General features: G+C 69.8%; 14 protein-coding genes and 1 pseudogene. 9 read left to right on the forward strand and 6 right to left on the reverse strand.

Features of this window, described 5'->3' with window-relative positions:
• The coding region (locus ACWD2L_RS40370; protein WP_351344527.1) for a hypothetical protein at positions 1 to 314 on the forward strand (314 nt) is incomplete at its 5' end.
• A gap of 324 nt (positions 315 to 638) precedes the next feature.
• The gene (locus ACWD2L_RS40375; RefSeq protein ID WP_351344524.1) at positions 639 to 2,123 is read left to right on the forward strand and encodes a UDP-N-acetylmuramoyl-L-alanyl-D-glutamate--2,6-diaminopimelate ligase; all 1,485 of its coding nucleotides are present in this window, start codon (positions 639 to 641) and stop codon (positions 2,121 to 2,123) included.
• A gap of 84 nt (positions 2,124 to 2,207) precedes the next feature.
• Here the strand turns inward: ACWD2L_RS40375 and ACWD2L_RS40380 are convergent, their stop codons facing one another.
• Positions 2,208 to 2,411: a cold-shock protein gene (locus tag ACWD2L_RS40380; RefSeq protein ID WP_351344521.1), complete on the reverse strand. Its 204-nt coding sequence runs from the start codon at positions 2,409 to 2,411 to the stop codon at positions 2,208 to 2,210.
• 356 nt (positions 2,412 to 2,767) lie between these two features.
• On the opposite strand from ACWD2L_RS40380, the gene ACWD2L_RS40385 reads away from it, so the two are divergent.
• Positions 2,768 to 3,259 carry a hypothetical protein gene (locus ACWD2L_RS40385; RefSeq protein WP_351344518.1) on the forward strand — a complete coding sequence of 164 codons (492 nt, stop codon included), beginning with the start codon at positions 2,768 to 2,770 and terminating at the stop codon, positions 3,257 to 3,259.
• A complete protein-coding gene (locus tag ACWD2L_RS40390; RefSeq protein ID WP_351344515.1) occupies positions 3,256 to 3,576 on the forward strand; it encodes a transcriptional regulator in 321 nt (106 codons plus the stop codon). The genes ACWD2L_RS40385 and ACWD2L_RS40390 overlap by 4 nt, the downstream gene beginning before the upstream one ends.
• A 73-nt stretch (positions 3,577 to 3,649) precedes the next feature.
• Here the strand turns inward: ACWD2L_RS40390 and ACWD2L_RS40395 are convergent, their stop codons facing one another.
• Positions 3,650 to 4,261: a TetR/AcrR family transcriptional regulator gene (locus ACWD2L_RS40395; RefSeq protein ID WP_351344512.1), complete on the reverse strand. Its 612-nt coding sequence runs from the start codon at positions 4,259 to 4,261 to the stop codon at positions 3,650 to 3,652.
• A gap of 148 nt (positions 4,262 to 4,409) precedes the next feature.
• On the opposite strand from ACWD2L_RS40395, the pseudogene ACWD2L_RS40400 reads away from it, so the two are divergent.
• Together ACWD2L_RS40400 and ACWD2L_RS40405 are read left to right on the forward strand one after the other, a co-directional pair.
• Positions 4,410 to 5,145, forward strand: a pseudogene (locus ACWD2L_RS40400) (SDR family NAD(P)-dependent oxidoreductase).
• A gap of 46 nt (positions 5,146 to 5,191) precedes the next feature.
• Entirely contained in the window at positions 5,192 to 5,827 is a 636-nt protein-coding gene (locus ACWD2L_RS40405; protein ID WP_351344509.1) for an NADPH-dependent F420 reductase, read from the forward strand.
• Here the strand turns inward: ACWD2L_RS40405 and pdxR are convergent.
• A complete protein-coding gene (gene pdxR, locus ACWD2L_RS40410; protein ID WP_351344507.1) occupies positions 5,796 to 7,235 on the reverse strand; it encodes a MocR-like pyridoxine biosynthesis transcription factor PdxR in 1,440 nt (479 codons plus the stop codon). The genes ACWD2L_RS40405 and pdxR overlap by 32 nt on opposite strands.
• A 46-nt stretch (positions 7,236 to 7,281) precedes the next feature.
• Between pdxR and ACWD2L_RS40415 the strand changes: the two genes are divergently transcribed.
• Entirely contained in the window at positions 7,282 to 8,223 is a 942-nt protein-coding gene (locus tag ACWD2L_RS40415; protein WP_351344505.1) for an aldo/keto reductase, read from the forward strand.
• A gap of 33 nt (positions 8,224 to 8,256) precedes the next feature.
• Here ACWD2L_RS40415 and ACWD2L_RS40420 read toward each other — a convergent pair whose 3' ends face one another.
• The 3 genes from ACWD2L_RS40420 to ACWD2L_RS40430 are packed head-to-tail and all read right to left on the reverse strand — an operon-like array spanning position 8,257 to position 10,339.
• Positions 8,257 to 9,438 carry an alpha/beta hydrolase family protein gene (locus tag ACWD2L_RS40420; protein WP_351344502.1) on the reverse strand — a complete coding sequence of 394 codons (1,182 nt, stop codon included), beginning with the start codon at positions 9,436 to 9,438 and terminating at the stop codon, positions 8,257 to 8,259.
• A gap of 10 nt (positions 9,439 to 9,448) precedes the next feature.
• A complete protein-coding gene (locus ACWD2L_RS40425; RefSeq protein ID WP_351344500.1) occupies positions 9,449 to 9,934 on the reverse strand; it encodes an RNHCP domain-containing protein in 486 nt (161 codons plus the stop codon).
• Between the two features lie 15 nt (positions 9,935 to 9,949).
• Complete coding sequence (locus tag ACWD2L_RS40430) at positions 9,950 to 10,339, reverse strand: RNHCP domain-containing protein (RefSeq protein ID WP_451193725.1); 390 nt, start codon at positions 10,337 to 10,339, stop codon at positions 9,950 to 9,952.
• 390 nt (positions 10,340 to 10,729) lie between these two features.
• On the opposite strand from ACWD2L_RS40430, the gene ACWD2L_RS40435 reads away from it, so the two are divergent.
• Positions 10,730 to 12,622 (forward strand): family 20 glycosylhydrolase, encoded by a 1,893-nt coding sequence (locus ACWD2L_RS40435; protein WP_451193727.1) that lies wholly within the window; start codon positions 10,730 to 10,732, stop codon positions 12,620 to 12,622.
• A gap of 216 nt (positions 12,623 to 12,838) precedes the next feature.
• Positions 12,839 to 13,703 (forward strand): transposase (locus tag ACWD2L_RS40440; RefSeq protein ID WP_351344498.1); only part of this gene is annotated, 865 nt, incomplete at its 3' end.

Consider the following 13,703-nt stretch of genomic DNA (forward strand, 5'->3'; position numbering starts at 1 on the left):
ACGGACTCGACACCCGCATCCGGCCGTCGAGAGCGGTGACCCGGTCCGCGAGCCCCGTCACGCCGCTGCCCGCGGGATCAAGCCCGCCCCTGCCGCAACGCCGCCTGCTGGTCGAGCAGGCCGCAGTTGCCCGCGCCCTGCTTGCTCGGCCCGGGCACGTCGAGGGAGCTCCCGAGCCCGAAGAGAATCCGCCGCCGTGGATCCAGAACATCACCGGTCAGCGCACCTCCGACGGTCCTGTCGGGGAGGGACTTCGGGAGATTGCTCCCGCGGCCGGACGTACACTCCACGTATGGGTCGCACATGTGCAGTGAGGGAGTGCCTGTTCCAGGCCACTCATGCCGTGTGCCCGTCGGCCGCATGTGCGCGCGTCATTCTGGTGAACATGCCCGCGGCCTGCTGCCGCGCGCTGCACGGTCACGGCTAGCGATCCCGGGTAGTTCTCGGCCCTGATCACTCTGCGTCTGTGTCTGCTTCGGCGGAACTCTTTGCGCGCCGACGTCTTCGTTCTCCTCTGCGACCGCACTGTGGCTGTCCTCGCCACATTCTCCTGCTCTGTCACCCCTTGGCGCCCTGCGCGCCACCTGCGCGCCGACTGCCGGACGACCGGCGGCCGGTGCATCTACGAGAGGACCCCTGTGAAGTTGAGCGAGCTGCTCGCCGGGCACGACCATGAAGTCCTTGCGGGCGACCCGGAGACGCGGATCACCGCGGGCCCGTGCTTCGACGCTCACCGCGCCGCTCCGGGATCCCTCTTCATCGCGGTGCCCGGTCACCGCGAAGGTGGCCTCGAGTCCATCGGACCGGCTCTCGCACGCGGCGCGGTGGCGGTCCTCGTCGACTTCGCCGCACCGGAGCTTCCCGCCGCGACCTGGGCGTCGGACGCGGGCGTGTGCGTCGTGGCGGTGCCGGACACACGCAAGGCGGCCGCGGTCGTCGCCTCCCGGTACCACGGCGAGCCCGGACGGCAGATGAAGATGGTGGCCGTCACCGGCACCAACGGGAAGACATCGGTTTCGTACATGGTCGAGTCGGTGCTGAGGATCGCCGAGCGCGCCAGGGTGGGGGTGATCGGGACGGCGGGCAGCCGGATCGGCGACGAGGTGATTCCGATGCCGCGGTCGGTACTGACCACTCCGGAGTCGCCGGACTTTCAGTACCTGCTCGCGTGCATGCGCGACCGCGGTGTCGCGACCGTCGTCCTGGAAGCCACGTCGATGGGTCTGCTGACGCACCGTCTGGACCACTCGTTCATCGACGTAGGGGTGTTCACCAACCTGACGCAGGATCACCTGGACGACCACGGCACCATGGAGAACTACCGGGACGCCAAACTCCGGCTGTTCCAGGGGCTGTCCCGGCGCGCGGTGGTCAACGCCGACGATCCCCTCGGGGCGGACATCGCGGCGATGATGCCCGGTGCGGTCGTCACGTACGGCATCGACGCGGAGGCGGACTACCGGGCGACCGACCTCTCCATGGACGCCGTCGGCACCCGCTTCACCCTGCACCACGCCGGCCACAAGTATCCGGCCGCGATCCCGCTCCCCGGACGGTTCTCCGTCTCCAACGCACTGGCCGCTGTCGCCGCCTGCCACCTCACCGGGCACAATCTGGCCGGACTGGTCGGCGCACTCGAGCAGATGCCCCCGATCCCGGGCAGGTTCGAACGCTACGAGACCCCGGACGGCACGTCCGTCATCGTGGACTACGCGCACTCCCCGGACTCGCTGGAGAAGGTGCTGACCACCATCCGCGGCTTCGCCTCGGGTCGGGTCGTCACCGTCTTCGGCTGTGGCGGGGACCGGGACGTCACCAAGCGTGCCCCGATGGGGGAGATCGCCGGGACCTACTCCGACCTGTGCGTACTGACCTCGGACAACCCCAGGAACGAAGACCCCCGGGAGATCATGGACCAGGTCGTCCCAGGCCTGACGGCAAGCGGCGTCGCCTTCGAACGGTTCGCCGACCGCCGCCGCGCGATCTCCTTCGCGCTGTCCGCCGCCGGGCACGGCGACATCGTCCTGATAGCGGGCAAGGGCAGCGAGCCCTACCAGATCGTCAACGAACAAGCGCTCCCGTTCAGCGACATGGCGACGGTACGCGAACTCGCCACGCGGTAGCCCTCCCTACAAGCCCCCCCGCACACACGCACGACGCCCGCCTCTCCAAGCAGAGGCGGGCGTCGCGTGTGTACAGCTCAGGCGTCAGGCGGGGGTGATGTTCTCCGCCTGCGGGCCCTTCTGGCCCTGGGTGACGTCGAAGTTCACCTTCTGGCCTTCCTGAAGCTCACGGAAGCCGGAGGCGTTGATGTTCGAGTAGTGGGCGAAGACGTCCGGGCCGCCACCCTCCTGCTCGATGAAGCCGAAGCCCTTTTCCGCGTTGAACCACTTGACGGTTCCGGTGGCCATGTGTCCTCCAAGGGGACTCGTAGTCGGCTTCCGCACCGTGCGGGAGCCGGAGGTGGTCGTCCTGGTCCTCAGAGACTGTAAACAGCAAGCTGCCCGTGAATTTGAGGTTCACGGGCGGTACTTCGGAACCATGACTGCTGACGTGGACGTTACACGGCCCGTGCTGGCGAAGCTACGGACCGAGAGTGAGTCCTGGCCCCTGATCTGTCTTGACCACCGAACAAACGGCGCATACTGCCCCGTTTGGCGTCGCATGGACGAGCTCAAGAGGCAGGGCCCAAGCGGGAGAGGCTTCACTTGCCGTACTGGAAACTCACCCCTTTCCGTACTGGAAACCAGCCGCTACTCTTTCCGACATGGAAACCAACGGGGTACGACTGACGCCGGAGCAGGCCCGTTCCGTGCTGGCCGACACCGAGCACATCCGGGCCTCCGCCGCAGCATTGTCGGCCACACCATGGCCGACCTGGTTTTTCATCACGCTTACGCTCTACCTTGTCGCGCTCCCGATCACCTACGGAGGCGTCATCGCCGACTCGGACTGGCTGCTGCCGCGCCCCGCCTGGATCGGCATCATGCTGGCGATCACCGCGGTGTTCGGGGTGCTCTTCGCCGTCGCAGCGAAGGCTTGGCGCAACAAGACCGGCGTGGCGCTGCGGCTGGACGTGCTGCCGAAGCGCGCGACCGTGCCGCTCGGGGTCGGCCTGCCCGCGCTGGTGGTGGGGGCCGTGCTCGCGTTCCGTGTCACTGGATGGCCGGTGTGGCTGATCGCGGCCTCGCTGATCGGCGCCGCCGTGTCCGTCGGCTTCCACCTTGCCTTCGTCCGCCTGCACAGGAAGACCGCGTGAGCGCCGAAACCCACTCCCTTCTGGAGGGGTTCGACACCACCGTCCATGCCCCGAACCGGCTGCGCATCTGCGCTCTCCTGGACACTGCGGGCGAGGCGGAGTTCGGCCTGGTCCAAAAGCAACTCGACCTCTCCGCCTCGGCGCTGAGCAAGCATGTCACCGTACTGATGGACGCCGGCTACGTCGGGCAACGCAAGGCCGTCCGCGACACCCGGCAGCGCGTGTGGCTCCACCTGACCCGGGGAGGCCGGGATGCCTACCGGGGGCACCTTGCGGCACTGCGGGCGATAGTCGGGCCGTCGGATCCGGCTCTCTGACCACGACGACTCCGCCGAGGGCACGTGTGCGCAGAAGCCGGCCTGCCGGTCTCCCCGACCGCGGAGCGCCGGGTCAGCCTGAGGCTTCCTCTCGGCGCCGGTCATCGCCGGCCGTGGCGGGGATGGCGTTGTCGATGAGGGCGGCGGCGATGGCGGCGGCGGTGGGGAAGGCGTCGGCGTTGAGGACCCGGGTGCGGGTCGCGGCGCCGTCGATGAGTAGTGCGAGCTGCTCCCCGAGCTGTTCGGGGTCGGCGGCGCCGGCTTCGCGGGCGGTGTCGGCGAGTCGCGCGGCGACGGCCTTCTTGTAGTCGCGTGCGTACTGGGACGCCGGGTGCTGGGGGTCGTGGAGTTCGACGGCGGCTGCGATGTATGGGCACAGGGGAGTGGTGGAGGGGACGTCGAAGGCGGCGAGGAGCCGTTCGCGGGGTGTGAGGTCGGTGCGGTCGAACACGCCGCACAGGACGTCGGGATCGAACCCGCGCAGATACTCGGCGACGAGTCCGTCCTTGCCGCCGAAGTGCTGGTAGGCCGTGCGCTTGGACACCTCGGCCGCCGCGCAGAGCTGGTCCATGCCCGTGCGGTTGATGCCCTGCTCGCGGAACAGCCGCTGGGACGCCCCGAGGATCCGCTCGCGGGCGCCCCGGCCGCGGCGACTGCCCGTGGGGCCCTTCTCCAACTCCGTCATGGGTCCAGCGTACCGCAGCCGGGTAACGACCGGTGTACATAGCTTGCGCCCCGGTCGCCTGCCCCGTACGTTAAGCACACACGGCGGTGTACTTAACGTCGCCGCCCCTCCCGGGCACGTACGGCACCACCGACCCAAGGGAACGACCATGGGAAAGCTCGACGGCAAGGTCGCGGTCATCACCGGCGGCACCACCGGCATGGCGCTGGCAGGTGCGAAGCTGTTCGTCGACGAGGGGGCGCACGTCTTCATCACCGGCCGCCGCCAGGAGGCCCTGGACGAGGCTGTGAAGGAGATCGGCCGCAACGTCACCGGCGTCCAGGGCGACGCCGCCGACCTGGCCGACCTGGACCGCCTGTACGACACCGTCAAGCGGGAGAAGGGCAGCCTCGACGTGCTGTGGGCCAGCGCAGGCGGCGGCGAGCCCGCCCCGCTCGGCGAGATCACCGAGGCCCAGTTCGACACCTGGTTCGGGCTCAACGCCCGCGGCACCCTGTTCACCGTCCAGAAGGCCCTTCCGCTCCTCAACGACGGCGGCTCCATCCTCATGACCGGCTCCAACGCCTCCCTCGGCGCCTTCCCCGGCTGGAGCGTCTACGCCGGCAGCAAGGCCGTCCAGCAGGCCTGGGCCCGTATCTGGCTCAACGAGCTCAAGGACCGCCGCATCCGCGTCAACGTCCTGCCCCCCCGGCCAGGTCGCCACCGCCAAGCAGGCGGAACTCTTCGACGAGGCCACCAAGCGCCAGTTCGAGTCCCTTATCCCACGCGGCCGGATGGGCAGCCCCGACGAGATCGCCACCGCCGCCCTCTTCCTCGCCTTCGACGACTCCAGCTACGTCAACGGCATGGAACTGATCGCCGACGGCGGCACCACCGCCATCTGAACCCGCCATCTGAACCGGACAACACGCAACCAGGACGGGACATCTCATGAGCAGCATCAGCATCATCGGCACCGGGAACATGGCCCGCACCATCGGCGCGCGGGCGACAGCGGGCGGCAACACCGTCGAGGTCATGGGCCGCGATCAGGCCAAGGCCGCCGCCCTGGCCAAGGCACTCGGCGGCGGCGCCACGACGGGGGAGTGGGGCGCGGCCCCGGCCGGGGACATCGTCATCGTGGCCCTGTTGCACGACGGTGTCGTACCGACCGTCGCCCAGTACGGAGACGCTCTCGCGGGCAAGGCCATCGTCGACATCAGCAATCCCTTCAACTCCACGTTCGACGGGCTCGCCCACCGCGAGGAGACCTCGATCGCGCAGGAAGTCGCCAAGGTGGCTCCGGCAAGCGCCAGTGTGGTGAAGGCGTTCAACACCGTCTTCCGGCACGTCCTGGAGAAGGGGAGGCCCGACGTCTTCATCGCCGGCGACGATGCGCAGGCGAAGGCAAGTGTGGAGGCGTTCATCGAGACCCTTGGGCTGCGCCCGTTGGACGTCGGCGGCCTGAAGATGGCGCACTGGCTGGAAGGAGCGGGCGTGGTCACGGTGGGCCTCGCCAACCACGGGGTGGGGAACCTGGACTTCGCCCTGAGCATCACCGAGGTTCCCGCCCGAGCGAACGGCTGAAGGTCGCCTCGCGTAGGAGGTTGATGGCCTGGGGAATCTCAGTGTCGCTGATGTTCCCGTAGCCGAGGACGAGTGCGGGTTCCGTCGGTCGGTGTGCGCGATAGTCGTCGAGGTCCGCCAGGCGCAGCCCGGTGGCGGCTGCCGCCCGGACGGTCCCGCGGGTATCGGTGTCGTCCGGCAGGTGGAGCAGGATGTGCAGTCCGGCGGCCGTGCCGGAGACCCGACCCTTCGGCACCTGGGCGGCGAGAGTGCGGACCAGCAGGTCGCGGCGGGAGCGGAACCGCCGCCGTGCCGCGCGCAGGTGGGCGTCGTACCAGCCGCGGTCGATGAAGGTGGCGAGTGCGAGTTGGTCCAGCACCGGTGGCGCGGCGGCGACGAGGTTCGCCGTCCGGAGCGCCGGGACCATCGAGGCGGGGGCGACCAGCCAGCCCAGGCCGAGGGCCGGTGACAGTGTCTTGCTGACCGAGCCGAGGAGGAAGACCCGGCCCGGGGCCATCCCCTGCATGACGGCGACCGGGTGGCGGTCGTAGCGGAACTCGGCGTCGTAGTCGTCCTCGATGACGAAGCCGTCCAACTCGCGGGCCCAGCGCACCAGACCGGCCCGGCGCGCAGGGGACAGCACCGTGCCGGTGGGGAATTGGTGTGCCGCGCCGACGATGACGGCCCGCGCAGGTGTGTGTGCGAGGGAGTCGACGTCGAGGCCGTCGTGGTCCACGGGGACCGGGTGCACACGGAGTCCTGCGCTGGTCGCGGCGTCCCGCAGCCGCCCCCACCCCGGGTGTTCCACCGCTACGTCGGCGATCCCCTCGGCGCGCAGTGCCCGGCAGGTGCGCAGCAGTCCGTCCGTGACGCCGGCGCACACGGTCACGGACTCGGGGCGCGCGTCCGCGCCTCGCGAGCGTCGCAGGTACTGCGCGACGGTGGTACGCAGCACGGTGTGCCCGGCGGGGTCGGGCAGCCCGAGGTCGTAGTGGACGGCCGAGCCGATGACCGCTCGGACGGCGTCCGCCCAGCGGCGGCGGGGGAACGCCCGCAGGTCGGGCAGGCCGGGCGCGAGGTCGTACCGGATGGGCGGCCGGGTCGGTGAGCGTGGGCCGCTGGGCCGTGGAGGTGTCGAGCCGGATGCCTCCGGTGTCCAGGAGACACGCGTAGCGGAACCCGCCCTGGCCGAGAGGTACCCCTCGGCGATGAGTTGTCCGTACGCCTCGGTCACCACCCAACGGGAGCAGCCGAGTTCCTCGGCGAGCGCGCGGCTCGGTGGCACGGCGGCCCCCTCCGTCAGCCGGCCGTCCCGGATCGCGGTGCGCAGTGCGTGAGCCAGACGGTCGTGCAGGCGGCGCCGTCCGCCCTCCGGCGAACCGATGTCCAACAGCGTCGCCCACGCGAAATTGGTCTGTGATTCAGCCACAACATTGGAGCGTAGCGCCGAACCGAACGCGCCTAGCGTGAAAGGCATGATGGAGAATCTGGCCCTTGGGGCCATGCTGTTCGGCACGGCCCAGGACGAGCACCGGTCGTTCGAGATCCTGGACCGTTTCGTGGACGCCGGAGGCGTCTGGATCGACACCGCCAACTGCTATGCGTTCTGGGCCGATCCGACCGGATTCGGCGGGAGGAGCGAGGAGTTGATCGGGCGTTGGCTGGCGAGCCGTCCGGGCGTCCGTGACCGCGTCAGGATCAGCACCAAGGTGGGGTGCGAGCCGACCGAGGCCGGACGCTTCCCGGAGACAGCCGAGGGCTTGTCGGCCGGCGCCGTCAAGGGAGGGATCGACGACAGCCTGCGACGACTGGGCACGGACCACGTCGAGTTGTACTGGGCCCACATGCCTGATGCGGCCACACCGCTGGAGGAGACGGTCGCCGCCTTCGACGACCTCGTGACCGCGGGCACGGTCGGACGCCTCGGCTGCTCCAACTACCCCGTGTGGCAGGTCGAACGGGCACGGCGGATCGCGCTTGAGCACGGCGGCGCCGGCTTCACCGCGATACAGCAACGCCACACGTACCTCCGGCCGCGCCCCGCGCTCCGGCCCGGCGAGGGGCACCGCTTCGCCGCGGTCACCGACGAGGTGCTCCACTACCTGGAGCACCATCCGGACATGGCGCTGTGGGCGTACACGCCGCTGCTGAGCGGTGGCTACACCCGCGCCGACAAGCCACTGGCACAGGAGTACGACCATCCCGGAACGGCCCGGCGTCTCGCGGTGCTCGACGAGATCGCCGCCGAGACCGGAACGAACCGGAACCGGGTGGTGCTGGCGTGGCTGACCGGAGGGAATCCGGCTGCAACGCCGATCGTCGGCGTCAGCTCGGTCGAGCAGCTGGATGAGGCGATGGCGGGCGTGGAACTGGAGTTGACGGTGAATCAGCGTCAACGGCTGGACTCCGTGGTGTGACCTGGGAGCCGGCCCCGGTCATCGGGCGCCACGTCACGGTTGTTGGAAGGTGACCTCCGGATGCGTGGCCTCGGGGCCGTCGAGGAGTGGGCGCGGAATGCCCCGCAGGTGAAGGTCGAGGAAGGCTGACACGTAGTCGCGGGTTATGCGCCACCCGCGTTCTCCGGACATCGGTATGGCAGGGTCCGAGAGGCCCAACTGCGCGGCCAGGTACGGCAGGTCCGTGAAGGAGAAGTGTTCGGCGCCGGTCACGGTCAGCCAGCGTTTCCAGCCATTGAGGTGTTTCCATGCCTCGGGCCAGTCGGATTTCGGGTTGTCGGGGGTATGCGGGGACTCGGCGCCGAGCATCATGAACGGACGCTTGCCGAGCCTCGCTGCGGCGGGGTGCAGAAAGAAGCTTCCGTCCAGGTCGAAACCCGCCCGCACGCGACGGTCGGCGGCCATGGTCGCGGCCGCGGTCGCGCCCCCGATCGAGTGGCCGCCCAATCCGATCCGGCTCGGGTCGATCACATGGGACAGCGCCCCGGCCCGGCGGCCGTTGGTCAACTCGCCGATCACGAAGGACATGTCCTTGGCCCGGCCGCGCACGACAGCCGCGTACTCCTCGGAAGTTTCGACCCGTTCGCAGGCCACACACGTCAGCATCCGGCCCCCGGGAAAGGCAGTGCCGACGGATTCGTACGCGTGGTCCACCGAGGCGACGACGTAGCCGCGACTCGCGAGATCGTCGGCGAGCGAGGTGAGTGTGGTGCGCGGCATCGAGAAGCCCGAGGAGAGCAGCACCAGGGGGAAACGCCCCGGCGCCGGGCGAGTACCCACGTGCGCACGAGTACGCGCCCCGGCAACCGTCTCGGGCGGCACGACACCGCCGACTCCCCTCGCCTCCAGGAGGAGCCGCGCCTCCTCGTCGGTCATGTACGCCGCCGATGATCCACTCGCCGAGCGCGCCGGGTAGGACACCGTCACCATCAACTCCCGGTGACCGGCCGCCGGCATCCATGGATCGGTGCGGTTCCGATCGACCAGGTGCAGGGTGCGGCGGCCCACGGAGTGCGCACCGCTGAGGGGCGGCAGCTCCAACCCGCTGCTGTACGGGACTTGGGGCGCGGCCTGCGCCGTGTTGACGGCGGAGGCCGGTGTGGCGCCCAGAAGCGGCGCGGACAGGGCCACGGTGAGCAGAGTGGCCACAGTGGCCCTGCGATGTCTGGAGGTCATACAGTTGAAGCTAGGCCCAGGTTCTCCCCAACACGTCAGACTCCAGGGCTACTTGAACGTACCTCTGTCGGTGGACCCCCGAGCTCGCCCCCGCCGGAGTCCGCAGGGGCAGGACCGCGAGACGCATCAGTACGAGGGCGTTGTCGTCGCCCGCGACGCGGTTGGTGGAGAGTTCGCCGCACGAGAGGCACTCGTGGACGATCAGCCACTCCCCGTCCGGGCGGCAGGCCACCGTCAAGGCGGTCATCCGGCCCCGGCAGTCCGACGCGCGGTCGCCGGGGATCCGGGCGTCCACGTGCAGGCTGGTCAGACAGTTCGGGCAGTGGTTGCGGTGACCGCTGCCCGGGGCGTCGAGGGACACGTCCAACCGGCAGCCCGCGCAGCGGAAGTCGCGGCTACGGTGGCCGTCGCGCCGGCCGTGGAGTACGTCCTTGTCGCGCTGGCGGCGCCGCCGGTCGGCGGGGCCGTCGGGCGACGTCCGGTTACGGCGCGGCATGCCGGGCCTCCCCGCTCACAGCGTGCCCAACGTTTCGAGAGGGAAGGGCGGTTGGGCCAGCGGCCGTACCGCCATCCGCAACAGCACCAGCTGGTTGTCGTCCGGGCTCACAGGGTTCGAGGTGAGCTCGTCGCACCGTACGCAGCGGTGGACGACTCTCCAATCACCGGTCCGCAGGACGGCGATGGCGATCGGCGACATCCGACCGTGGCACTCGGTGCGGCCGCCCTGAACGTGGTCCAGGACGTGGCGCGAGTGCAGACACGAAGGGCAGTGGTTACGGCTACGACCGTCCGGATCGCTGGTGGTCGCGGTGAGACCGCACCAGGCGCACACGAACGTACTGATCTTGAGAGTGGGGCTGGGACGGGCGTTTGGGCGGGTGTTGGGGGTGTGCTCGGACACCTGTGCTCCTTGCTGGGGAGATGGTCATCGACAGCAAGAGCAGGCCGAGCGGCCTCGACGGCTGGTTCGGTCGGTTATCCGCGTGCAGTACTACGTGTACGTGGTACGTCGCGATGAGGCGCGCTCGGCTCGGTCCGGGTCATGAAGACACCCCCTCGGTGGGCACGGGGCCCGGTGGTTCGGCCGCACGGGCAGGTGTGCCGGTGCGGGGGAGGACAGCGGAGCAAGCGTAGGCAGGCCGGCGGGGCGTGTGCGAGCGAATATTTCCGCGGTGGAGAGTGACGGAGAGTGGCAGAGAGCGGCGCAGAGTCCAGACGCGCCCGGATGTCCAAGTACTCATCGGTGATGTCCATGGACTGCTTCCCTGGGCGCCCGGAATCCTCGGATCCCATGTGGACCGAGTCGCGCAAGACACCGCCCGCCCGGCGCCGCAGACCATGTCTCGTAGGTCTGGCCGGTGCCGCCCTCGCCCTCCTCGCCGGGGCCATGCCCGTCTCCGCCGCGACCGAGGCGTCGCCGCAGGAAGCAGCCCCGCGGACCCTGCCCGCCCTCGACAACTGGGCTCCGTCCGAAGGCAGTTACACGTACGGCGACCGCACCCGGCTCGTCGCCGACGACGCGGCCTCCCGTCGCGTCGCCCGCACTCTCGTCGATGACCTGCGCGCCGCGGGCCATGGCACCGTGCCCGTCACCGGCGGCGCCGCCCGGACCGGTGACATCGTCATCGACGTCGCCCCCGGTCGCAGGCAGCTCGGAGCCGAGGGGTACGAACTGCGGGCCGGCGCCCGGCTGGAGATCACCGGCGCCGCCGAGACCGGCTCCTTCTACGGCACCCGCACCCTCCTCCAGATGCTCGCCCAGGGCGACGCGATCCCGGCGGGCCGAACCGTCGACGTACCGCGGTACAAGGAACGCGGTGTCGGCGTCTGCGCCTGCTACGTGCACATCTCCACCGACTGGCTGGAGAACCTGGTGCGCGAGATGTCCTACCGCCGGCTCAACCAGCTGCTCCTCGAGATCAAGGTCAAGAGCGACCGTCACCCCGAGGCCAACACCTGGGGCTACTACACCAAGAGCGAGATCCGCAGGATCGTCGCGCTCGGCGCCAAGTACCACGTCGAGATCGTTCCCGAGATCAACTCGCCCGGTCACATGGACCCGTGGATCGAGAACCGCTCCGACCTCCAACTCGTCGACCGGGACGGCAAGGCCCAGCCCTCCCGCCTCGATGTGACGAAGCCCGAGGCGTTCACGTACTACAAGAGCCTGATCGACGAGTACGGCGGGGTCTTCCCGTCCGGCTCGTGGCACATGGGCGCCGACGAGTACATGCTGGGCTCCGACTTCGCGAAGTACCCGCACGTGCTGGAGTACGCCCGCGCCAAGTACGGGCCGGACGCCACGCCACAGGACGCCTTCATCGACTTCGTCAACCGCGTCCAGGCCTACGCCGCGAGCAAGGGCAAGCGGCTCCGCATCTGGAACGACGGCCTGACCGGCGCCAACACCGTGCCCGTCGCCCCCGGCACCACCGTCGAGCACTGGCTGGACGTCGACGTGAAGCCGAGCACCCTCATTGCGCAGGGCCACCCCGTGATGAACGCCGCCTACTCCCTCTACCTGGTGCGCGGCGGCTTCCACACCGACACCCGCAAGCTGTACGACGAGCAGTGGGACCCGCGCAGTTTCGAGGGCGAGAAGCTCACCTCCGACCGCGGGATCACCGGCGCGAAGATCAGCCTGTGGCCGGACAACGGACGCGGCGAGACCGAGAACGAGGTCACCCGCGCCACCACCCCGGCCCTCGACCACATCGCCCAGACCACCTGGGGGACCGCCCACCCCGACGCCACCTACGACGCGTTCACCGCACGCGCCGCCGCGACCGGCACCGCGCCCGGCGTCCGCGACCTGACCCGCGTCCCGATCGCCGACGGCACGTACACCCTCGCGGGCCGCGGCGGCCGCACCGCCGACCGCACCGTCCGGATCACCCGTACCGCCGACGGCTACGCGACCGTCGCCGACGACACCAGTGGCGCCTGCCTGGAGACCCGCAGTGGCAAGCTCACCCTCAATGTGCCGCTGGAGCCCGGCTCCGCCGCCACGTGGGAGAAGTGCGACCCGAAGAACACGCTCCAGCGCTGGCAGATCGAACGGGCGCCCGGCGGCCACACCCTCACCAACGCCATCACCCGCATGACCCTCGACGCCACCGCCGACGGAGCCCTGGCGCAGTACCCGCCCGACCAGAAGACCCCGACGACCTGGACCCTCACCTGACTCTGGCGAGGATGCCCTGGCGTTGACGCGGGGGAGGAGTCGCCTCTTGGGGGTGCGACGCGGAGCGTCGCCGTATCCCGTCGTGGTGGCGGAGTCGTCGCATGGCTGCTCGACGGAGTCGAGAAACGCAATCAGTTCCGAGGTGGTCCACCAGGATGGGTGAACACCGGGGAAGTCCTGGTCGGGCGTTCGCCCTTCGGACTATCGTCCGATGCCATGAAGCTGGTGGTGCAGGTGAAGCTGCTGCCGACGCCCGAGCAGGCGTCGGCGCTCGAGGCGACCCTGCACGCCTGCAACCGGGCCGCCGGCTGGGTCGCGCAGGTCGCCTTCGAGCGGAACGTGAAGGACCGCAACGGGCTGCAGAAGCTCGTCTACACGGACGTGAAGGCGACGTTCGGGCTGTCGGCGCAGCCCGCGGTGCGGGCGATCAAGAAGGTCGCGGACGCGTATGCGGCCCTCGCGGCCGCGCTGAAGGCAGGTCGTCTGGGGCCGGCCACCACCAAACGGCACCGTAAGGCCCTCAGTGCCCCTATCGCCTTTCGGGTGGAGGCGGCGCAGCCGTTCGACGACCGGTGCCTGTCCTGGCAGTACGACGCCCGCACGGTGTCGATCTGGACGGTTGACGGCCGCATGAAGAACGTCAGGTACACCGGATCCGTGGACCAGTTGAAGACCCTGGCCTCGTTCCGCAAGGGCGAGAGTGACCTGGTTCAGCGGCGCGGCACGTGGTACCTGATCGCCACCTGCGACATCCCGGACCCGGACGTGTACGAGCCGGTGGACTGGATCGGGGTGGACCGCGGCATCGTGAACCTGGCGACCACCAGCGACGGCGCCAACTACCAGGGCCGTCGTCTGTCGCGCTACCGGCGGTGGCAGTCCCGCAAGCGCGCCGAACTGCAGAAGAAGCAGACCCGGTCGGCCACCCGCCGCCTCGCGCGGCGCAGCCGGAAGGAGCACCGGCATGCCACGCACATGAACCACAGGATCAGCAAGGAGATCGTGTCCGTCGCGCAACGCACCGGTCGCGGGATTGCCGTCGAACAACTCGACGGGATCCGGGACCGGGTACGGCTTCGAC

The organism is Streptomyces sp. NPDC002754 (genome assembly GCF_053592315.1).